20 protein-coding genes are annotated in these 21506 nt (G+C 60.7%); 7 read left to right on the top strand and 13 right to left on the bottom strand.

What is annotated here, in order from left to right; translation table 11 throughout:
- Positions 1-281: 281 nt before the first annotated feature.
- From A9762_RS15685 to A9762_RS15675, 3 genes are all read right to left on the bottom strand, one after another.
- Positions 282-1268, bottom strand: coding sequence for an aliphatic sulfonate ABC transporter substrate-binding protein (locus A9762_RS15685; protein WP_069342929.1), 987 nt, complete (start codon positions 1266-1268; stop codon positions 282-284).
- Between the two features lie 119 nt (positions 1269-1387).
- Entirely contained in the window at positions 1388-2818 is a 1431-nt protein-coding gene (locus A9762_RS15680; protein WP_069342988.1) for a glycosyltransferase family 39 protein, read from the bottom strand.
- A gap of 336 nt (positions 2819-3154) precedes the next feature.
- A complete protein-coding gene (locus tag A9762_RS15675; RefSeq protein WP_069342928.1) occupies positions 3155-3562 on the bottom strand; it encodes a hypothetical protein in 408 nt (135 codons plus the stop codon).
- A 214-nt stretch (positions 3563-3776) separates the two neighbouring features.
- On the opposite strand from A9762_RS15675, the gene A9762_RS15670 reads away from it, so the two are divergent.
- Both A9762_RS15670 and A9762_RS15665 read left to right on the top strand, forming a co-directional pair.
- A complete protein-coding gene (locus A9762_RS15670) occupies positions 3777-4730 on the top strand; it encodes an extracellular solute-binding protein (protein ID WP_240493583.1) in 954 nt (317 codons plus the stop codon).
- A gap of 43 nt (positions 4731-4773) precedes the next feature.
- A complete protein-coding gene (locus A9762_RS15665) occupies positions 4774-5610 on the top strand; it encodes a molybdenum ABC transporter permease (protein ID WP_240493582.1) in 837 nt (278 codons plus the stop codon).
- Between the two features lie 78 nt (positions 5611-5688).
- On the opposite strand, the gene A9762_RS15660 is transcribed toward A9762_RS15665, so the two are convergent.
- Positions 5689-6990, bottom strand: a complete 1302-nt coding sequence (locus A9762_RS15660) for an aspartate aminotransferase family protein (RefSeq protein ID WP_069342926.1) — start codon at positions 6988-6990, stop codon at positions 5689-5691.
- A gap of 113 nt (positions 6991-7103) precedes the next feature.
- On the opposite strand from A9762_RS15660, the gene A9762_RS15655 reads away from it, so the two are divergent.
- A complete protein-coding gene (locus A9762_RS15655) occupies positions 7104-7994 on the top strand; it encodes a LysR substrate-binding domain-containing protein (protein ID WP_083253962.1) in 891 nt (296 codons plus the stop codon).
- A 72-nt stretch (positions 7995-8066) separates the two neighbouring features.
- Here A9762_RS15655 and A9762_RS28920 read toward each other — a convergent pair whose 3' ends face one another.
- Positions 8067-8354 (bottom strand): hypothetical protein, encoded by a 288-nt coding sequence (locus A9762_RS28920; RefSeq protein ID WP_170836252.1) that lies wholly within the window; start codon positions 8352-8354, stop codon positions 8067-8069.
- A gap of 240 nt (positions 8355-8594) precedes the next feature.
- Between A9762_RS28920 and A9762_RS29335 the strand changes: the two genes are divergently transcribed.
- Together A9762_RS29335 and A9762_RS15645 are read left to right on the top strand one after the other, a co-directional pair.
- Positions 8595-10208, top strand: a complete 1614-nt coding sequence (locus tag A9762_RS29335; RefSeq protein WP_069342924.1) for a methyl-accepting chemotaxis protein — start codon at positions 8595-8597, stop codon at positions 10206-10208.
- 212 nt (positions 10209-10420) lie between these two features.
- Entirely contained in the window at positions 10421-10813 is a 393-nt protein-coding gene (locus A9762_RS15645; RefSeq protein WP_069342923.1) for a carboxymuconolactone decarboxylase family protein, read from the top strand.
- 63 nt (positions 10814-10876) lie between these two features.
- On the opposite strand, the gene A9762_RS15640 is transcribed toward A9762_RS15645, so the two are convergent.
- Positions 10877-12118: an NADH:flavin oxidoreductase/NADH oxidase family protein gene (locus A9762_RS15640; protein ID WP_069342922.1), complete on the bottom strand. Its 1242-nt coding sequence runs from the start codon at positions 12116-12118 to the stop codon at positions 10877-10879.
- Between the two features lie 83 nt (positions 12119-12201).
- On the opposite strand from A9762_RS15640, the gene A9762_RS15635 reads away from it, so the two are divergent.
- Positions 12202-12669 carry a MerR family transcriptional regulator gene (locus tag A9762_RS15635; protein ID WP_069342921.1) on the top strand — a complete coding sequence of 156 codons (468 nt, stop codon included), beginning with the start codon at positions 12202-12204 and terminating at the stop codon, positions 12667-12669.
- A gap of 21 nt (positions 12670-12690) precedes the next feature.
- Here the strand turns inward: A9762_RS15635 and A9762_RS15630 are convergent, their stop codons facing one another.
- From A9762_RS15630 to A9762_RS15620, 3 genes are read right to left on the bottom strand one after another with little or no spacing between them, the layout of a single operon-like run.
- Entirely contained in the window at positions 12691-13527 is an 837-nt protein-coding gene (locus A9762_RS15630; protein WP_069342920.1) for a CoA ester lyase, read from the bottom strand.
- A gap of 3 nt (positions 13528-13530) precedes the next feature.
- Entirely contained in the window at positions 13531-14718 is a 1188-nt protein-coding gene (locus A9762_RS15625; protein ID WP_069342919.1) for a CaiB/BaiF CoA-transferase family protein, read from the bottom strand.
- 52 nt (positions 14719-14770) lie between these two features.
- On the bottom strand, positions 14771-16159 hold the full coding sequence (locus A9762_RS15620) for a 2-hydroxycarboxylate transporter family protein (protein WP_069342918.1): 1389 nt from the start codon (positions 16157-16159) through the stop codon (positions 14771-14773).
- A 246-nt stretch (positions 16160-16405) separates the two neighbouring features.
- Here A9762_RS15620 and A9762_RS15615 point away from each other — a divergent pair, with 246 nt between their 5' ends.
- On the top strand, positions 16406-17374 hold the full coding sequence (locus A9762_RS15615) for a LysR substrate-binding domain-containing protein (protein WP_069342917.1): 969 nt from the start codon (positions 16406-16408) through the stop codon (positions 17372-17374).
- Positions 17375-17505: 131 nt separating this feature from the next.
- Here A9762_RS15615 and A9762_RS15610 read toward each other — a convergent pair whose 3' ends face one another.
- Genes A9762_RS15610 through A9762_RS28165 form a run of 4 tightly spaced genes read right to left on the bottom strand, consistent with a single transcriptional unit; the run spans position 17506 to position 21278 of the window.
- On the bottom strand, positions 17506-18507 hold the full coding sequence (locus A9762_RS15610) for a threonine/serine dehydratase (RefSeq protein WP_069342916.1): 1002 nt from the start codon (positions 18505-18507) through the stop codon (positions 17506-17508).
- A 34-nt stretch (positions 18508-18541) separates the two neighbouring features.
- Positions 18542-19171, bottom strand: coding sequence for a C39 family peptidase (locus tag A9762_RS28175; protein WP_083253960.1), 630 nt, complete (start codon positions 19169-19171; stop codon positions 18542-18544).
- Positions 19168-20346 (bottom strand): MFS transporter, encoded by a 1179-nt coding sequence (locus tag A9762_RS28170; protein WP_083253959.1) that lies wholly within the window; start codon positions 20344-20346, stop codon positions 19168-19170. The genes A9762_RS28175 and A9762_RS28170 overlap by 4 nt, the downstream gene beginning before the upstream one ends.
- Positions 20346-21278 (bottom strand): ATP-grasp domain-containing protein, encoded by a 933-nt coding sequence (locus tag A9762_RS28165; RefSeq protein WP_083253958.1) that lies wholly within the window; start codon positions 21276-21278, stop codon positions 20346-20348. Before A9762_RS28165 ends, A9762_RS28170 begins: the two co-directional genes overlap by 1 nt.
- Between the last annotated feature and the right edge of the window lie 228 nt (positions 21279-21506).

Here is a 21506-nt window from a genome sequence, read left to right as displayed (position 1 = left end):
ACGCGCGAACGCGACGGAACGCTGCATGACAGCGTCGGCGATTAAATGCAACCAAGTTGCAATGCAACTGAGTTGCGAATTCTGTCACATTCGGGGTGACTTTGCCAAGTCGGAAAGCGTAAGGCGGGCGTTCGGGGAGGTACCGGGAGGAAGGCGGACGGAAAGCGGGGCGCGCAAGGGCGAAGGCGCAACGCGCGCAGGCATGGCGCTATCGTCAGCGCCATGCCTGGAGAATTTACGCACCGCAGGCGCGTACCCGGCAGAGCGCCGGGCACGTGGGCTCAGGCAATCGGTTGCCGCAATGTGGCGTCGGCCACGCGAATGGGCTTCGGAATCAGCCGGAGCTGGAGGAACGTATCGGCAATGCGCTGTTGGGCGGCCAGTACGGGCTCCGATACCGGCTTGTAGACGTGCGCGTAATGCCGCAGTCCCTTCTCGATGATCTTCGCGTCGAGCCCCTGGATCGGCGCGAGCTGCGTCGCGGCTGCCGCGTAATCGGCGCGGATTTGCTGCCCCGTCTGACCGAGCGATTCGAGCGTCGCCTTGATCACGTCGCCACGTTTTTCCGCAAACGCACGCTGACTCAGGAAGAACTGATGATGATCGGCGGCGCCTTCGGCATTGGCGAGCAGACGCACGGGGCTCTGATCGAGGACCGCGGTGAGGAACGGATCCCAGATGGCCCAGGCATCGACCGATCCGCGTTCGAGGGCGGCACGGGCGTCGGCGGGCGCGAGGAACACCGGGCTGACGTCGCCATAGTCCAGACCATGTTTGCGCAGCAGCGCGACGAGGAACCAGTGGACGTCCGATCCCTTGTTGAACGCGACACGCTTGCCACGCAGGTCGGCAACGGTCTTGATCGGCGAGTTGTTGCCGACGACAACGCCCTCGGCAAGCGGTGTCGGCACCTCATAAGCGCTGTAGACGAAGTCGGCACCCGCCGCTTGCGCGAAGACCGGCGGCGCTTCGCCGACGTACCCGAAGTCGATGGCGCCGACGTTCAGCGCTTCGAGCAGTTGCGGGCCGGCGGCGAATTCCGCCCACGTGAGTTCGACACCGAGCGGACGCAGACGCGCCTCCAGCGATCCGTTCGCCTTGGCGAGCACGAGCGTGCTGGCAGCCTTCTGGTAACCGATGCGGAACTTGCCCGGCTCGTAAGCCGCATGAGCGGACAACGACGGCAGCGCCACGGCGGCGGCTCCGGCCCCGAGCGCACCGAGGAATTGGCGGCGTGAGAGTGCCGTGCGTGGTTTCAGCGGTTTCATGAGCGTTGCCCCGTTTGAATGTTGGAATAGGCCGGATGGGACCGATTGACGAGAAATTGAAGGGAAATTATCCGGACCGGTTCCGCGTGGGGGCAACGAAGCGATTCTGCTTTCGATATTCAGGGATGCGGTGCGATGTAAGCGACGCAAAGTGGAATAGGTGACGCGCCGCCGTGATAGGCGAACGGCAGGGTCTCCCGAAACTCGATGCTCAGCGAGGGCCATAGCGACAGCGTTCGCGCGAAACTCGCCCGTCGACATGACCGTCCGGGATGCCCGAGCAGAATCGCCCCGCGTGCGCGGACCTCGGCCTCATCCAGATCCCGCGTGTAGATGTTCGGACGCGAGGTCGACGACCATGCCGTCATCAGACGCGGCTGGCTCGGCGCATAGAACGTCAACCACGTGGCGAGATGGTCGTTGCCGACGAACGACAGTGGCGCGTCGTAGCGCTGGTTCCAGCGCTGCTCGACGGCGAGGCTCACCGTCTTGACCCCGGCGAACTTTTGCCCCGCGTTGCGAAGATTCAGTCCGAGCACGGTGACGTATCCGATCAGCACCGTGAGGCCGACGACAGGCAGCCATCGCGAGATTCGCCATGCGCGCTTGCCGGTGGCGGGGGCCACGCATCCGACGAGCAGCGCAGGCAACGGCACGGTAAACGGTTGCAGCCATTCCGAAATGCGTCCGCCGTCATGCAGTGTGAAGTACACGAGGATCGGCACCAGCGGCGGCAACACGGCACAGGCGGCTAACTGCACGGATCGGTTCGCTCGCGTGAAGCGCATACCCGCCAGATGCATGACGACGGCGAGCGTGACGACGGGATAGAAAGCCGTGAGCGCACCGCGCAACCCACGCAGGTTCAGACGTTGCCGGATCTGGTCGTCGACCCATCGAAACGCCGCGAAGTCGTGGTTCGCGAGCCAGAGGATATTCGGCGCAATCAGTGCGGTGAAGAGTAGCAGCCCGAGCGCGAAGGCCGGGTGCCGGTAGTGCCGACGGTTCGCCGGCGTCCAGAGGGTGATGACGAACATGGCGCCCAGTAGCGCAAACGTCGAATACTTGGTCATGGCCGCGAGACCGGCGACGACACCGAACCCGATCCAGTACCGGGGCGAGTCGCACATCGCGCGCACGAACAGCCAGAGCATCCACGGCCAGAACATGACCAGCAGGTAGTTGTCGTTGTACGGGAGGATGTCGATGTTGGTCGCGCCGGTCAGGTGCAGGCTGAGCATGGCCAGCCACGCGAGGCGTGTGTCTGCGGTCAGTCGTCTGGCGAGATGCCATACGCCCAGCATGCCGATGGCAATCGCTGCGAAGTGCGAGGCATACCAGTAGAACGCCAGTGCCTCGCCCGTCAGCCCAAGCGCCGGCCACATCGAAAAGCCGACCAGCCAGGGGTTCTTCGGCGTTCCCCATTCGGCGTTACGTGCCCAGTTGAGGGCTTCGACGGCGTCGAACGGGACGGTCGGATCCAGATTCGCACTCACGAGCGTCCAGACGATGGCGTAGATCGCGACGTAAAGCGAAGGGGAGTATTGCATCGCCGTCGCGACACGCCGCGCGAGCGCGCGCACGGACGTTGCGCGCCGAATGGGCGCGAAGACAGGCGTCGTTGAGGAGGCGTCGTGTTTTTGCATGCGCGCTTCGACCGGGCGAGTGCGCGCGTGTTCTTGGAGTTATTTTGCAATCCAAAGCAAATGTGGTGCATTTGGATTGCGATGTAATGCCTTGTTTTGGTTGGGGATTTGCTGCGCCATCGCGTGGCGGCGAGGCGCGTATCGACAACATTCGTTCACAGACGTCAACAAATGAAAACGAATGAAAAAGGAAGGCAACAATCTTTCTGACGGCCGGCACGGCACCGGCCGTGCTTGCCGTTACGCGCGCTCGGCAGGCGCGTCGACGATCCGCGCCGGATCGACGTGCCGGATGCGCTGGTCGACAAAGTAGCCACCACCTTCCTGATAACGAAGATAGAGACGGCCGCATTCGCGGCAGCGGCACACGTTGGCACGGTTGTAGGGGAAGTAACGCGGTGCGATGGGGGCATCAGGCGCCCAGTACGACGTGCCGTCCGGGTGGTATTCGGCGAAGGTCGGTTCCTGCGTGGCCTGTTGATTCCACAACGTACCCACGACTTCCAACTGCGTATCGGGTAACGAGTTAGGCAGACTGGCCCAGCCGTCGAGCGGCGTTTTCGTGCACTGGCAATCGATGGCGACGTTGCTGGCGGATTCGGCGAGGGTAAGGAATGCGGCGTGATCGAGGAAGGAAAGATCGCTCATGGGGGCTGTCGAGTGGGCTTCGCACCGTCGTCGCGGCGAGTGATTCGCGCTGACGCGGCATCAAGGGAATAGCGTCCGACATGGTAGCGCGATGGCGCGCGCAGAGCACATGAAGCGTTGCAAACCATCGAATCTTGTAGGGTTGTCACAAACGCGCGCTGCGCCTGATATATGATATTCGCTATATATCCATCTATATAACGGAGTTCAGGCTGTGAAGACTTTGCAGTTCGGTTCGCGCGTTGCCGCGACGATGAAAGTGGTGGCGTTCGTGACTGCGGCGATGGTGGGGACGATGCAGGCGCATGCCGATGACACGTTCCGCGTGGCATACGCCGGTTCGATGGGCGTGGTGATGGACAAGGCGCTGGGGCCGGCCTTCGCGCAGCGCGAGCATGTGACCTATCAGGGTCAGGGCGAAGGGGCCTACGGGCTGGCTCGTCTGCTGGCTTCGGGACGGTCGACGGCCGACGTATTCGTCTCGATCACCCCGGGGCCGATGGCCATTCTCAAGGACGCGGGACTGATCGACGACGCTATTCCGGTGGCCAGCACGCGCATGGTCATCGCCTATAACCCGAAGGGCCGCTTCGGCGAAGCGTTCCGTCTCGCAGGCACCGATGCGACGCATCCGGCCTGGTGGAAGGTGCTGCAAACGCCGGGCCTGCGCTTCGGCCGCACCGACCCGGCGACGGATCCGCAGGGCCAGAACATTGTCTTCACGCTGATGCTCGCGCAGAAGTACTACGATCAGGCGGGCCTTGCGCAATCCGTGCTGGGCGACATTCGCAATCCGCAGCAAGTGTTCGGCGAGGGCGGCTTGCTGACGCGTCTCGAAGCCGGACAGGTCGACGCCGCCTCGGGCTACGAAAGCGCCACCCGTTCGGCCAAACTGCCGTATGTGGCATTGCCCGATGAAATCAATCTGAGCAATCCCGCGTTTTCCAAAAACTGGTACGACACCGTGTCGTTCGCGCTGCCTGCGGCGGATGGCAAGGAAAAGACCGTTCGTCCGCAGCCGCTGGTGTTCTACGCTGCGAAGCTGAAGAACGCCGCGCATCCGAAGGCGGCAGACGACTTCCTCTCCTTCATGACCTCGACGCAGGGGCAGCAGTTGTTCGACGAGAACGGCTACGGCAAACCCAAGGGCGACGCGCTCTATCACTGATCCGGCGATCGATGAAAGCTCAGGAACACTGAAGGAAGCGTTCGTGCAGAAATGGAGCGACGGCCCGCCGTTCACGGCAGGCCAGAGATGGGGCGGCGTGGGTCATGGCCTTGGCCGGTTGGGTGAAATCGTCACCTGGACGCTGTTGGCCGTACCGTTTGCCGCATTGGCGCTTGAGACGCCATGGCGGCATTTCCGGCTCGCTTACGGCGACTGGGATGCCGTGGCCGTATCGCTCGGACTGTCCTGTGTCTCGATGACGATCATCGTCGTGCTGGGCACCCGGGTCGCACACTGGCTGGCGTCGACACGGTCTCGGGTCGCACGCATCGGCGAGGCGCTCGTGCTGGTGGCGCTCATGACACCGCCGCTGGCGATGGGGATCTTGCTGGCGACGGCGTACGGACCTGTCGGGACGTTGGGCGCATTGCTCGCGCGCGGCGGCGTGATGCTCGGCAACAATCCGCCAGCGTTCGTGCTCTCACAGGTCTATGGCGGGCTGCCTTATTTCATCCTTGCAGCGCGTGCCGCCTTCGAAGCGGTACCGCCTGTCTTGCCGATGGCGGCCCGCAGTCTTGGCGCCACGCCGTGGCAGGTGTTCCGCCGCGTGACGTTACCGCTGGCGCGCGGGGGTCTTGCCGCAGGGCTCGTGGTGGCATGGGTGCGCGTGATCGGCGAGTTCGGCATCGTCATGATCTTCGCTTACTTCCCGCAAGGCATCCCGGTAAAGCTCTACGTCAACTTGCAGAACGATGGTCTCGGTGCTGTCTATGCACTACTGTGGCTGCTGCTTGTCGTGGCATTGCCGTTGCCGATCCTCGTGTTGATGGCGACGCGACGCCGCCATCGTGAAGTGCAGGGCAACGACACCGTGTTTTGACGTGATGCGCTAACGGGTGAATCGTGCGTGCAGCGGCCCCGCAACTGCCTGTCCGGGTGGTCGCGGGGCCACTTGTTTTTACAGCGAACGTTCGATGGCCTGACCGAGCAGCGACAGACCCAGATCGATTTCCGCCTCGCTCACGGTCAGTGGCGGGGCGATGCGAAACACGCCACCCATGCCCGGCAGTTGCACGATGTTCATGCTCAGGCCGAGGTTCATGCACTCGCGGGTGATCTTTGCGCCGAGGCCGTCTGCCGGGGCCTTGGTGCGGCGATCCTTGACGATCTCCATGCCGAGCAACAGGCCTCGGCCACGCACATCGCCCACGCACTCGAAGCGCTCCATCAATCCCAGCAGGCCGTTGCGCAGCCGCTCACCCATGACGTTGGCGCGCTCGACAAGTCCGTCGCGGGCCACCACGTCGAGCACGCGCAGGCCGACCGCAGCGGGCAGCGGGTCGGAGACATGCGTGGTGTAGAACAGATAGCCGCGCTCGTGCGCCCGTTCTTCGATCTCGGCGGACGTCACGATGGCAGCGAGCGGCAAGCCCGCACCGAGCGTCTTCGACAGCGTGAGGATGTCCGGTGTCACGCCATCGCGCTCGAACGCGAACATCGTGCCGGTGCGTCCGATGCCGGTCTGGGCTTCGTCGAGGATCAGCAGCATGCCGCGCTCCTCGCACTTGCGCTTGAGCGCGGCGAGATAGCCGGGTGGCAACTCGATGATGCCGCCTGAGCTCAGAATCGGCTCGGCGATGAAGGCGGCCAGATTACCGCTCGACTGCCGGTCGATCAGATCGAAGGCGTAGTCCAGCTCTGCGAGATAGTCGTACTGACCCGCCGGGCCGAAGCGCGGGCGGTAAGTAAACGGCGCAGGAATCGCGAAGGACCCCACGGCGGCGGGGCCGACGCCTTTGCGTCCCGCGCTGTAGGTCGCCGAGGCCGCCGCGCCCGTCATGCCGTGCCACGACTGTGCGAATCCGACGATCTCGTACTTGCCGGTCACCAGTTTCGCCATGCGAATGGCGGCTTCGTTTGATTCCGCACCGGTGCTCAGCAACATCACCCGGTCGAGCCCTTGCGGCGTGATGTCGGCCAGACGCGTCGCCAGATCCACTACGGGGCGCGAGAGCATGCCGCTGAACAGATGGTCGAGCTTGCCGATGGACTCGGAGACGACCGCCACGATGTCCGGATGGCTGTGGCCGAGCACCGCACTCATCTGCCCTGACGTGAAATCGAGAATCGCGCGCCCGTCGGCGTCATAGACGAAGCTGCCCTCGGCACGCTCGATGATCGCCGGTTCAAACGTGCCGCCATAGCGGATGAGGTGCTGGCGGGCGTTGCGCCAGAAATCGGCATCTTGGTTCTTGGACACGAGGAAATCTCCGAGGGGCGGCTTGAAGTTCGCGACGTTGAGGGAATCGGCAGTGAATCGTTACCGCTTGCAGTCTAAGCAGCGCTCTGCTTTCATAGAAGCGAATAGTGCTAATGAAAGATAGAAGCGAGGCTAATACCTTGAGTGCGATGCTGGAAATCGATTTGCTGCGTTCGTTCGTCGCCATCGCGCAGGCCGGTTCGCTCAGTCGGGCCGCACAGCGCATTGCCCGCACACAGTCCGCGCTGAGTCAGCAAATGAAGCGGCTGGAAGCGATCGTGGACCAGCCGTTGCTACAGCGTACGGGGCGGGGTGTGGTGCTCACGGGTTCAGGCGAACGCTTGCTGGCCCACGCGCAGCGCATCTTGCGGGCTCACGACGAAGCGATGGCCGACATGTCGGGGCGCGGCCTGACCGGCACGATCCGGTTCGGTTGCCCGGACGACTACGCGGCGGCGTTCCTGCCCCATCTTCTGCGCGAATTCGCGGTGGCCCATCCCCACGCGCAGGTGGAGGTCATCTGCGAGCCGACGCCACGCCTGCTGGAGCAACTGTCCCGTCACGCGCTCGATCTGGCGTTGATTTCGTTGCCCGACGGTGTCGACGAGCGCAACGTGATTCGCCGCGAGCCATTGGTGTGGATCGGTAACCCGGGACTCGACGCGGTGTTGTCCGACGTGAATGAACCGCTGCCGCTAGCGCTTTCCGATCCCGACACGCTGGACCACATCGCGGCGTGTGAAGCGCTGATGCGCGCGGGACGTGCGTATCGGATTGCGTACGCGAGCAGCAATCTGGCAGGGCTCACGGCATTGGCACGCTCGGGACAGGCGTTCGCTGTCATGACACAGACGGCCGTGCCTGCGGATTTACGCATTGTTACAGCTGATACCTTGCCGGCGTTGCCGTCCGTGGGGATTACGGTAAAGTTCGATCGCGCGCGTCCCACGCATCTAAGCGTGGCGTTCGCCGAGCACATTCGGCAGACGCTGGCGGTGCTGTAACGCGGGCACGATGTGGGCGACGCTGGCGTTCGTTCCCGTCCGGGCGAATTTCAAGCACAATTGCGCGTTGCTTCACGGCGTACGGCACGGCTCGGCGCGTCGTGAGGTGTCAATCAAAAGCATTCGGGACCCGGCACTGGGGGCATCAACGGCCGGAAGCCCGAGGATCATCACTTTTTGCAGCATTTTTGTATCGAGGTCGATATGTTGGCGCGTTTCGTGGCGTTTTTCCTGGTGGTCGGTTCGTTGTTTGCCCTCGCGGGCTGCAATACTGTCGACGGCGTCGGGCAGGACATTTCGGGGGCCGCACGCACCGTCAAGCGAGCCCTGTAAGGCGCGGTAAGTCAGCGCTCGTGCCATACGCCAATAGGTCCATCACGCACCAACTTGGCGTATGTCCCTCATATATCTCCCGTATATCTCGTGAACTGGCGCGCAATGCGCTGAGTAAGCGCCAGTCTCCGGATCGTCGCTCAAGTTTTTCGCATTCGCGCCGTTGGAGCCGCTAACGCTGTCACGGGCACAGGGGTATCGTGCCGGGTGGCGTACGGTGGCCGTCGCTCTCGGCGGCCACGAACAGAAAGAAAGGCGGAAGCGCAAATGTTGAAAAATTGGACGATTCGTTGGCGGTTGCGGACGGCCGTGGCCGGTCTGGCCACACTGGTGTTGATCATCGGAGCGTTGGCGCTCCTCGGGTTGCGCGACACCGTCGGCAGTTTGCGCGAGGTGTACGACAAGGAGCTTGCCAGTACGCGATTGCTCGGCGAGTCGGAAATCCAGATCGGCCGTGCACGTGCCGTCGTGCTGCGCGCACCGCAGGCGCCGAGCGAGGAAGTCAAGGCGGCGGACGTCAAGAAGGGAACTGAGTACTGGGGCGAATCGGAAAAGGCGTGGCAAGCCTATCTGGCGCTGCCGTCCGACACTGAAGAGCAACGCCTTGCCAAAGACGTGACGAGTGCCCGTCAGGCGCTCAAGGATGCCTTCACCCTGGTGCAGAACAGCATCGCCGCCGGCCAGACCGACGTCTACTACGCGCAGGCGGCCGTGCTGGGCAAGCGCTACACGTCTTACGTAAACGCCAACGAGGCGCTCAAGACACTCTACGACACCCGCGCCAAATCGAGCTTCGATTCGGCGGTGACGACCTACGACCGGCTGTTCGTCCTCACGCTTTGTGCCATCGCATTCGCCATCATCGCCGCGCTGCTCACGGCGCGGTCGCTGAACCGGGCGATTACGCGTCCGCTGGATGACGTGCTCGAGCATTTCCAGGAAATCGCAGCAGGCGATTTGCAACGCCCGGTGCATGTGACGTCGAGCGATGAAATGGGGCGTCTGCTGACGGCGCTCGGCAACATGAAGACGCAACTCAACGACACGGTGGCCAAGGTGCGCAAGAGCGGTGAAGCGATTGCCGCGAGCGCGCGTGAAATTGCTGCGGGCAATCTGGATCTGTCGGCCCGTACCGAGCAGCAAGCCGCGTCGCTGGAGGAAACGGCGGCGAGTATGGAGCAGTTGACGAGCACGGTGCGGCAGAACATGGAGCACGCCCGTCAGGCCAATCAACTGGCGCGTCAGGCGAGCGAACAGACCGGGGCGGGTGACACGGCGATGGTCGAAGTTACGCAGACGATGCAGGCCATCGATGCCGGTTCGGCCAAGATTCGCGACATCATCGCGCTGATCGACGGCATTGCATTCCAGACGAACATTCTGGCGCTGAACGCGGCGGTTGAAGCGGCCCGGGCGGGAGAGCAGGGGCGCGGTTTCGCCGTCGTTGCCGGTGAGGTGCGCACGCTGGCGCAACGCTCCGCGAGCGCAGCACGCGACATCAAGACACTGATCGAGACGTCGGCCGAGCGTTCGGCGGCGGGCAGCCGGATCGTCGGTGAGGCAGGCACGGCGATGCACAGCATCGCCAGCAGCGTGCAACGCGTCACGGACATCATGGCCGAAATTTCGGCGGCATCGGAAGAGCAGACAGCAGGGATCGATCAGGTCGCGCGTGCCGTCACGCAGATGGACGAAGTCACGCAGCAGAACGCCGCGCTGGTGGAGCAAGCCTCGGCGGCCGCGCAATCGCTGGCCGAGCAGGCGGAAGCGTTGAAAGCCGCCGTGGCCGTGTTTCGTCTGACCCAGCAGAGCGACGATTTGGCGTTGATGTCTGGCACGGCTGGCATGGCGCGCACCCGGCTGCATGCGGTGACGTCTTAAGTCAGCAAGCCTGACGACGTTCGTCGGCGGATCGTGCGATCCGCCGAATTCTAATCGACGAACGTCCCCCAATTTGGGGACGCAGTGACTACGCGCCGGACGCCGCCTCGAAGATCGGGCGCGGCTCCACGCCTCAATGAGCACACGGCTGCGCACGAAAGCTTGTAACCTACGCTTTCACTTCCACGACCGCCTGTCCGGCGCCGCCACCCATGAGCCAGCAAAAGCCTGTCGAGTACGCCACCGCCTCGCCCGAAGTCAAAGCCGTTTTCGACGACATCAAGGACACGCGTGGCGTGCCTGACGTCAACAACTTCTGGAAGTACATCGCTCAACATCCGCCGACACTGGAGCGCACGTGGGGCAGCCTCAAGGACATCATGTCGGCAGGCGCCCTCGATCCGCTCGTCAAGGAACTGATCTACGTGGCCGTAAGCGTGACCAACAATTGCGGCTACTGCGTCGCCAGTCACACCGCAGGCGCCCGTCGTGCGGGAATGACGGACGAGATGTTCGGCGAGTTGCTGGCCGTCGTCGGCATGGCCAACGAAACCAATCGACTGGCCGTGGGGTACCGCGTGCCGATTGATCCCGCCTTCGAGTAAGTCATCCGGCGGCGACGGTGTGCTTATGCCCCACCGTCGCCATTGCCCCGTTGTCCTGTCCCGTTACTGCGGTATCGCCGCGCCGCGCGTCATCCATTGACGGTATCGACGTGTCTGACAGGCCGTGCCGATCTGCTGCGCGATGAGGGCGCGCAGGGGCGAGACGGCCGGGTTCGGCGTACGCCCGGCGCTCAGGCGTTTGAGCTGAAACTTCACGACCGCCATGTTCGCCAGCGAGCCGAGGGCCTTGTTCTTCCACTGGATGGGCTTGAGTTGCGGCGCAGAGGCATCGCCTTGCTGCCATCGGTTCGGTAGTTCCGGATCGATGGACAGCGCCGTGGCAATGCCGACCATCGCCGTGCCGCTTTCGAGCACCTGCTCGGCCACCGCGAGGCGGCGGATTCCCCCCGTCACCATCAGCGGCATCGTGGCGACAGCCACCATGTCACGCGCGAATTCGAGGAAGTAGGCCTCGCGCGCGAGCGTACGCCCATCGCGCGCCTCGCCTTGCATCGCGGGCGCTTCATAGCTGCCGCCGGAGAGTTCGATCAGATCGACGCCGTGCGAGCCGAGCATGTCGATGACGCGACGCGCGTCGGCAGGGCCGAACCCGCCGCGCTGAAAGTCGGCCGAGTTGAGCTTGACCGCAACGGCGAACCCGGGCGAGACGGCGTTGCGCACCGATGTCACGACATCGAGCAATAACCTCGCGCGATTCTCGAGACTGCCGCCCCATCGATCTTCCCGCCGGTTCGTCAGCGGCGACAGGAACTGGCTCAACAGATAGCCGTGCGCCGCATGAATCTCCACGCCGGTGAAGCCGCTTTGCTCGGCGAGTACGGCGCTGCGGGTGAAGCGCGCGATGACCTCGGCAATGTCGGTCTCGGTGAGCGCCCGGGGCATGGCAAAGCGTTTCGAGAAGGTGCCCAGTTCGAGTGCAATCGCAGAGGGTGCGACCGTCGGCTGGCCCAGCGCCGAGAGCATCTGCCTGCCCGGGTGGTTCAGTTGCATCCAGACTTGTGCGCCTCGTTGCCGCGCGGTGTCGGCCCAGTGTCGAAAGCGTGCGAGATGCTGGTCATCCTCTAACACCACGCCGCCGGGCCCTGTCATGGCACGCGCGTCGATCATGACGTTGCCGGTGATGATCAGCCCCGCGCCGCCACGTGCCCAGGCGTCGTACAGGCGGATGATGTCGTCGGACGGTGCGTGATTGGCGTCGGCCATGTTTTCCTCCATGGCAGCCTTGGCAATGCGGTTAGGGATCGATGTGCCGTTCGGCAGCATGAGGGAAGTGAAGAGAGTCATGGTCGCGCCTCGAATCTTCAGTTGACGATGGCACGACCATAACCTTAAAGTTCACTTTAATGTCAAGCGGTGGGAGCGAGACCATGAAGATCGGTGAACTGGCGCAGGCGAGCGGTGTGGCGGCGTCGCGTATTCGCTTTTACGAGGCGGAGGGCTTGCTGCCGAATGCCCAGCGTCAGGCGAACGGCTATCGGGAATACGACGACGATGCGCTCACACGTCTGAGCCTGATTCGGCGCGCGCAGAACGCGGGATTCACGCTGGACGAGATCCGCGCGATCCTGCCGCCGGATCTCAAGGCGTGGCCGCATGACACGCTGCTGGAAATGCTCCGTCGCAAGGTCGCGGAGATCGATGCACTGGCGCAGAAGCTGGCGGTATCCAAGCGCAATCTGACGTCGCTGATCGACGCCATCGAGCATCGGGAAGCTGGAGAGGATTGCGTGGCGGCATCGCAACGCGTGCTTGCTTCCGTTCGAGAAGGGGATATCGGCGGTGACAACGGCACGGAGATCGTGCCCCGGCGCGCGCCTGTCGGCAAGCGCGCCTGAGGCGTCATCGACCGCCGTCGATCAGCGGCTGGCGAGAATCTCGTTGGCCTTGGCGATGACCGGCGCGTCGATCATCTTGCCGTCCAGCGCCACGGCGGCGCCGCCGCTGGCATTGGCTGCGGCGACCACACGTTCGGCCCACGCGATCTCGTCATCACGCCATGCGAAGGCGGCATGCACGGGCGCCACCTGACGCGGATGGATGCACAGCTTGCCGCGAAATCCGAGCGCACGTGCGCGACGCGCCGAGGCTTCGATGAGCGCGGCATCGTCCAGCGCGGTCGTCACGCCGTCGACCGGCGCGGCAATGCCCGCTATGCGGGAGGCGAGCGTCAGTTGCGAGCGGAAGTACAACAGCTCGTCGCCATCGCCTTCGATCCCGATGTCCAGCTGGAAATCGATGGTGCCGAACATCAAGCGCTCGACGCGCGGCGCTTTGGCGATGTCTCCGAGCGCGGCAAATGCCTGAGCGGTTTCGATCAACGGGACCAGGCGCAACGACGACGTAGCACCTTGCGCTGCGCGGGCGAGCGTGGCGACGTCTTCCGTCTTCGGAACGACGAGACCGCTGAGTTGCGACACCCCGGCGAGCGCGGCGACATCGGCCTCGAACCACGGCGTCGATGCCGCGTTGATGCGCACGTAGATGGGCACATGAGCGGGCACGGCGGCGTCGGTCTGTCGTGCCATCAACCAGCGGAAGACCTGTTCGCGGGCCGCGAGCTTGTCGGCGGGCGGCACGGCATCTTCGAGGTCGAGGATGACGGCGTCGGCCCCGGACGCACATGCCTTGTCGAAGCGTTCCGGGCGGTTGCCGGGCACGAACAGCCAGCTACGAATGACGGGAGCGCTCGACATGGCTTACACCGCCTGCGCTGCGTGCAGCGCTTCGATCTGGTCGGCACTGCGACCGAGTTCCGCGAGGATGGCGTCGGTATGCTGCCCCAGCGCGGGAATCGGGTCCATGCGCGGCGTGAACTCGGAACCGGCACTTGGCATGCCTGGCGGGATTGGCGCACGAATCGGGCCATTGGGCGTGGCGACTTCGGCCCAGCGCTGACGCGCAGCGAGTTGCGCGTGCTCCCAGACGTCATGCATGTCGTTGAGGTTCGCGTTGGCGATGCCGACGGCGTCGAGCCGGCTCACCAGTTGGGGCGCGTCGAGCTGCATGAAGACCGCGTGGATGATCGCGCGCAGCGCGTCGCGATTCTCCAGGCGCTTCGGGTTCGACGCGAAGCGCGCGTCCTCGGCCAGTCGTGGCTGTTCAAGCACTTTTTCGCAGAACGTCTTCCACTCGCGTTCGTTTTGCAGCCCGAGCATGACCGTCTTGCCGTCACCGGTTTCGAACGGACCGTACGGGAAGATCGTGGCGTGCGCAGCACCGGCGCGCGGCGGCGGTGTCTGATCGTCCACCGAGTAATACAGCGGGAACCCCATCCACTCGACCATGCATTCGAGCATGGAGATGTCGATGCGCGAGCCCTTGCCGGTCTTGCCACGCTGAATCAGCGCCGAAAGAATGTTCGTGTAGGCGTACATGCCGGCGGCGATGTCGGCGATGGAGCAGCCCGCCTTGGCTGAGGCTTCGGGGGAGCCCGTCACCGAGAGAAAGCCCGACTCGCTCTGGATGAGGAGGTCGTAGGCCTTCTTATCACGGTAAGGGCCGTCGGGCCCGTAGCCCGAAATGCCGCAGACGATGATGCGCGGATAGCGTGCGGACAGTGCCTCGTAGCTCAGGCCGAGGCGATCGGCCGCGCCGGGGGCGAGGTTCTGGACGAGCACGTCGGCGTCGCGGAGCAGATCGTGGAGTACGGCTTGGGCGGCGTCCTGCTTGAGATCGAGCGTGAGGCTTTCCTTGGAGCGGTTCGTCCACACGAAATGCGACGACATGCCGTTCGCGCGCGCGTCGTAGGCGCGGGCGAAGTCACCGGCGCCGGGACGCTCGATCTTGATGACGCGTGCGCCCAGATCGGCCAGTTGACGGGTGCAGAACGGGGCCGCAATGGCGTGTTCGAGCGCGATGACCTTGATGCCGTCCAAGGGCCTCATGACAGAAATCTCCGAAGAATCAAAACAGGTTGAGCAGGGGCGGGGGGCTCGATCAGACGATCCTGGCGAGCACGATGAGGCTCAGCGTGATCGTGATGGCGCCGCCGATGCGGGTGGCGATCTGCGCGAACGGCATGAGACGCATGCGGTTCGCGGCGGTGAGGATGGCGACATCGCCCGTGCCGCCCATGCCGCTGTGCGTGCCGACGACGATGGCCGCGTCGATGGGGTGCATGTTCATGCGGCGGGCCACGATGAAGGCCGTTGCCATCAGCGTCAGGACAGTGGCAATGATCGTCACCAGCGTCGGCACGTTGAACGACGCGACGACCTTCTGCCACGGCGTGATCACGACACCGATGGCGAACAGCAGCGGATAGGTCACGGCGGTCGCGAAGAACTTGTAGACGACCCCGGCACCGGCTTCGAGCTTCGGCGAGAAGATGAAGCCGATCTTCGCAGCGACGGCGAGCACCAGCATCATCACGGGGCCGGGCAGGCCGAGCGTGCTCTGGGCGAGCATGCCGACGAAATACAGGCAGACGGCAATCATGCCGGCGGCGGCGATGTCGGTGGCGTCGACGCCTTTCGTGGGTTGCCCGTGAGTGTCGTGGGCATCGTGCGCGCCGAGGTCGTCGCTGCCGGTGCGCATGAGCTGGCCGTTACCGGTCAGCGCCGGATAGCGCTTGCCGATGGCATTGAGCACCCCCGAGAAGACGATGGCGCAGACGTTGCCGAGCATGACCGCGGGCAGCGCCTGAGCGAGCAGATCGCCGGCCGCCTGATGCATCACTTCGGAGTAGCCGATGGTGAGCGGAATCACGCCTTCCCCGAGGCCGCCGGACATCACCGGGATCACGACAAAGAACACCGTATGGAACAGGCCCATACCGAGCATCGTGCCAACGGCAGTGCCGACAAGGCCCGCGAGGACGGAGCCGATGGCGAGCGGCACGAAAATTCGCACGAAGCCGCCGATCAGGACCTTGCGATCCATGCTCAGAATGCTGCCGACGATAATGCCGGGGATGAACAGATACAGGAAATTGCTCTGCTTCCAGAAGGCGACGATGGGCGTGACGACCGACGGCGGCAGCACGTTGGAGAACACGAGCCACGACGGCAGGAACGTCACCAGAATGACCGGCCCGCCGATGCTGCGGAAGATCGGGATGCGCTGACCGATTTCCATGCAGGTGAAGCTGCACACGGCGAGCAGGGCGATGATCGGGGACAGCTCGGCGGAGAGTTTGCCGGTCGTGAGTACCGTCGTCACGATGGCGGCGATCAGCACCAGATGCACGGGTAGCGGCACGATACCGACACGAAAATCCATGATGCGCCACCACAGGTCGCGCAGCGGGTGATGTTGCACCGGGGAAGTCGCGCCTTGACCACCTTGACCGCCTTGCGCGGCAGTGGCAGAGAGTCCGTCTCGCATCCTGCTGTCTCCGTATTGGAATTGGTTTGTTGACGGGACTATAGGCGCGCGTGCCTTTCGGGAGGAAATACCGATTTTGGATGTGGGTATAGGGTCAGGCTATGGCTTGGTGTTCTCGAAAGACGAGAATCGGGTATTAACCCGGTCGATTGGCCGAAAAGCTGAGTTTCATCCGTTCTCGTATAGCAGTACGCTATGGCTTTTCGAGACTACCCACTGATGCGATGGTGTCGGTGGCCCGAGGTCATGGACGTCAGACAACTCCGAAATTTCGTGGCAATCGTCGACAGCGGCAGCGTCTCCAAGGCGGCCGAGCGGTTGCATATCGCCCAGCCGTCTTTGAGCGCGCAGTTGCGCGGACTGGAGGACGAACTGCAAGCGCAACTGCTCGTTCGCAGCGCGCAGGGGGTGACACCGACCGACGCGGGAAAGGCGTTATACCGGCATGCGCGGGTGGTGCTGCGTCAGATGGAGCAGATTCGTCAGGAAGTGCGGGAGGGCGGCGGCAGTGAAGCGGGGCCGGTGGCAGTGGGCTTCCCGACGACGATCGCGTCGATTCTCGCGGTGCCGCTGTTCACGCGAGTGCGTGAGCAGTACCCGGGCATCCGCCTGCAAATCTTCGAAAGCATGAGCGGATACATCGGCGAGTTGCTGGCGAACGGACGCCTCGATCTGGCGATGCTGTTTCGGGATTCGGAGACACGCGGGATCTCGGTGATGCCGCTGTTCGACGAGGCACTGTACGTGCTGGGTGGACATCGGGTGTGCCCTGCGATCTACGAGGACGATGTGCACGACACCTGCGCGCTGGCGTTGCTGGCGAACGTGCCGATCGTGGTGCCCAGCGCGTCGAACGGCTTACGTCTGCTGATCGAGCGGAGCTTCGCGCAGGCGAATGCGGAGTTGAACATCGTGGCGGACATCGACTCGTTGCCGACGCTGATCGACATTGCGCGCCTGGGCGATGCGTGCTCGATTCTGCCGGTTTCGGCGCTGGCATCGCGTGATCCGGCCTTGCGTCCGCGCTCGCGCCGCATCGTCTCGCCACAATTGCAGCGCCCGGCGAGCATTTGCTGGTCCAACTCGCTGCCCGTCGGGTCGGCCACGATTGCAGTGCGGGAATGCATCGCCGACCTCGTCCGTGAGTTACAGGCGGACGGGCATTGGAAAGGGATTACGTTGCGATCAGTGGATAGCGGCGCCGTGAACATCTGAGCGACGTAGTCACGGCGCAGGGCTACGACTTGCTTGGCACGCGCGGCGAATGCCACCTGTTCCAAGGATTGCCGAGATCGCACCGTCGGCGTCTTACTAATGCATTTGGTGTCTCTCGGAGATTTGCCACCCTAATGCAACTGAATGGCATTCGCGAACGTTTCAACGGACACGTTGCCTCCTGAAACTACGGCTACCACGTTCAGACCGTGAAACCTCTGGGATTTCGAGAGTGCTGCGGCGACGGTGATTGCGCCGGCAGGTTCTGTTACCAGCTTAAAGTGCTCAAAGAGCAGCCTCATGGCGGCTTCTACACTTTCGTCATCAACTAACAGGATGTCTTGAACGGCATCTTTCATCAGTTCGAAAGTCATAGTGCCGGGGTGGGGGTTTCGTAGAGCATCGCATATCGTTGCGCTTGCGTCGGGATCCTTGCAGATTCTATTTTCGATAAGAGAAATCTTGGTGTCGGCTGCATTTTGAGGTTCCACGCCGAACAGTCGAGTCTTGTGTTGATCCACTGCTAAACGTGCTCCGGCGAGGAGACTTCCCCCACCGCACGGGCATAAAAGTGCGTCGGGAGATGTTCCCTCGCTGTATTCGGCAAATTGCGAGAGCACCTCCAAAGTCACAGTAGCTTGCCCTTCGATCACGGAGACATCGTCGTAAGCAGGTATCACCATAGCTTTGAGGTCGTGAGCCAGCGCGCGTCCCAACGCTGGAATATCGTCGTCGGGTTTCGAGAAAACTACGTCTCCTCCCCGGATGCGGATGTTGTCGACTTTTGCTCGTGGAATCCAGGGAGGAACGACAACGGTTGCGGGCACATTCAACATTCGAGCCACCTCAGCCAACGCCGCGCCGTGGTTCCCTGACGACCAAGTAAGAAGATGGCCGGGCTTTGAGTCGCGATAGCACTGCAATACCTTGTTTAGTGCCCCTCGAATCTTGAATGATCCCGTACGTTGAAGACACTCGGCTTTTACATGTAAGTTGAATCCAAGTTGCTTGTTGAGATGGTCCGACCTCAATATTGGAGTGGCAACCACGAAGGGTGATATTCTTTTTGATGCCTCATCGAGAATTTTTGATAATTCTTGTGATCGAAATCGCCATGTTGAATTATCTTTCATTGAGTAAAATCTCCTCGTCATTGATTAAATTAAATCAGTTTCTTGGAATTTCTATGATGATGCCCCTGCGTGCGTGAAATCGTTCCATGTGCTCAACTGAAAGATGCGCATCTTGTTGAAATGGAGGAATGCCGGATGGGTTGTGGAAGTAGATGTCATTTCCCTCAATGCCATGTAGCAAAATCAAATGGCCACCCCTTCTAAAGTTGGGGAGGTGCGGCGTTCTGATTTCCGTGCTGACAGATGAAATTATCATGTGGGATTCTGATATTTTATCGATGATTTCGAGAAGATCATTGTTTTTGTAAATTTCTGATTTGATGTCGAATTCATTGGAAATCCATCGGCAAAATGGTTCATAAATTAACCCATTTACAACTCCTTTCCTTGGAACTTCGTATGCCCCCCAATTAATGGCTCTAAGAATCAATTTTCTTCTGTTGTCGAATCGGATGTTTGCGTATGAGAGAATTGACTCGAGGCAAGCTATTCCGCAAATTCTTCTGCTCCAGAATTTATAATCACATTTTTCATTAAATCCTGAATTCTTCCAGGTAACGTCGTCGCAGGGGTCGATTGAATTGTTGATTATGTCTTCATTTAATTCTTTTCTCCCCCACTGGGAGGTGTATGGAACATTTTTGTGGCGAAAATTCCTTGTCATGGGATTTTTCTCCGAATGTTGAATAGCAGAGGTAACGCAAAAATCTGTAGTGTGGAAGTGAACGCCGCAACTGCAAAGATCATGCGAGGACTATGCTCAGGGGCTGCGATGGCTCCGAGGAAGGCGCCAGCAGGCATAGCGCCCCAGGAAATGGTCCGGTAAATTCCGGTAATTCTTCCAAGCACGTGAACGGATACCCTTCGCTGCCTATAGCTAACGGCAACCATGTTCCACGTGCTTAGCGACACCCCGTAAATCAAAAGAAATAAAAAAACTGTGATGCTTGATCTTGAAATGATGCATGCAACGGGAAGCAGGAATATTGCGAATGAAGAGAAGCATATCAGTGAGTGCTCGGTAGCATTTTTCAACAGTTTTTCTGAAGAGATTGTACCCATTAATGCCCCAAGTGCAATTGATGACATCATGAATCCATATTCATATTTCTCAATTCCTAGTCCGTTGACATTGTCGAGCGCATAGAGTGCAAAAGCGGAGCTCCATAGACCGTAAGAGAACATCATGATTGTTCCAATGAAGAATAATGCGAGGAGAGTTGGGTCTCTGAGTTCCGCAAGAAAGGATTTTGCGATCAATGATGTCTGGTGAGGTGATTGATTTCTTGATGTGATGGGCGATGATGAAAGAATAATGGAAATTAAGTTAATTGAAATAATGAAAATAATTAGAATTTTTGTGCTATTTGATAAAATAAATCCGGCCAATGATGGCGCCAAGAGCTGCGCAAAAATCATCTGAGTGCCATGAAGTCTTGCGTTGGCTATGGCTACATGTTCACTTCGGAATATCCGAGGTATTGAGGCTTGTGCTGACATTTCAATGGCAATGTCGCCGATGGTGATTATTGATGAGAATGCAAGGAACTCAAAAAATGTCAGAGTTTCTAAGAAAGTTAAAGTGGCGAGACAACTTAACGCGACAAATCTGATAAGAAGGCCTGCGCGAATTAATGGTAGAGGGGTGAACCGATCAATGGTCGCGCCTATGGCGATGGAGGCTAGTAACCAAGGGGATTTTGAGACGGCGATCGATATGCCGACGGCTGATGGAGCATCGTTGAGTGTTATCGCGATGATTGGAATTGAGGTTCGGTAAAGTCCCTCGGCAAGGAAACTCGAAGCCGTGGCCCCAAAAAATCGTAGATGATTTTCCATTACGGTCGATATTTACATGAAACATCGATCGTTGAAATTAGTTTTGATATGAGATTCTCGTAGTCCCAATCCAGAGCGTAGCCCATTTGAGCCAGATTTCCATTTCTGGATAGACCAGGAAGCGTGTTAACTTCGAGAAACCACGGGCCATCTTCTGCAAGAACAAAGTCGACGCGCGAGAAGCCTCGACAACCCAGAGCTCTGTGTATGCTTAGGGCTTGCTCCTTAAGAAGATACTCAGTTGATTTCGATATGCTGGCGGGGCATAGATGGGTGCGCGGTAATTTTCCGCTTTTGACTTTAAAACTGTAGAACTGATCGTTATGCCTTGTTTCCAGGGGCGGCAATGCTACAGGTTCCCGGTCAATCTCTACGATTCCAACACTAATATCCCTTCCCTGGATGAATTGAGACGCCAGGAAAATTGGAAATTCTTCTTTTTCGGCGGAATTGATCCAATCTCGGAGATCGTTGGTATGACGCAAAATTTTCGCGCCTTGACTACATCCATTTGACGTAGGTTTAACGAAGACTTGAGGTCCGCAGTCTTGGAATATTTCAGGCGGACGGATGGATTTTGGAGACTTTAGGTCGAGTACATGTGACTTAGGAACTCTCAGGCCAACGCTGGACGCGATTGCGTTAGCAAAGGGTTTGAAGTACGCCGCACCGCTTGCTGCTACGCCAGATCCCGAATAGGGGATCCGTAACGTGTCCAGCGCTCCCTGCAGCTTTCCATCTTCGCCATACCATCCATGTGTCGTCAGGAATACACGATCAACTTGCTTCAAATCGTGCAAATCGAGCTTTGCAGTATCGAAGGTACGTGCCTCGATTCCTAATGAAGCACACGCCTCATACACATGCTGTCCGGATAAAAGTGCTCCCGCTCGCTCGGGGCCGAAGCCCCCAGTCACAATGCCTAATCGCATAGCTCTCCCTGCTGCCGGAAAATGTATCTCCGGCCAAAAGGCGTGGGGGGCACTTTGTGGCTATTAAAGCAGAGAATGGTGAAAAGATTACCGTTTCAGCGATGGGAATTTACTGAGATTTAAAGAATCACGTAGCGTGCGGTACTTTAGATGCGTGGGTTTGGGTGCCCATCGAGACGTAGTTTGAGCAGGGTAAAGACCTCAGTTCTTCCTCCAAAACATCTGCGT

Origin of the sequence: Pandoraea sp. ISTKB, from assembly GCF_001721285.1 — a bacterium.
Lineage (GTDB): Bacteria > Pseudomonadota > Gammaproteobacteria > Burkholderiales > Burkholderiaceae > Pandoraea > Pandoraea capi.
Note: the sequence above shows the minus strand (reverse complement) of the source record. Positions and strands in the feature narration are given on the sequence as shown.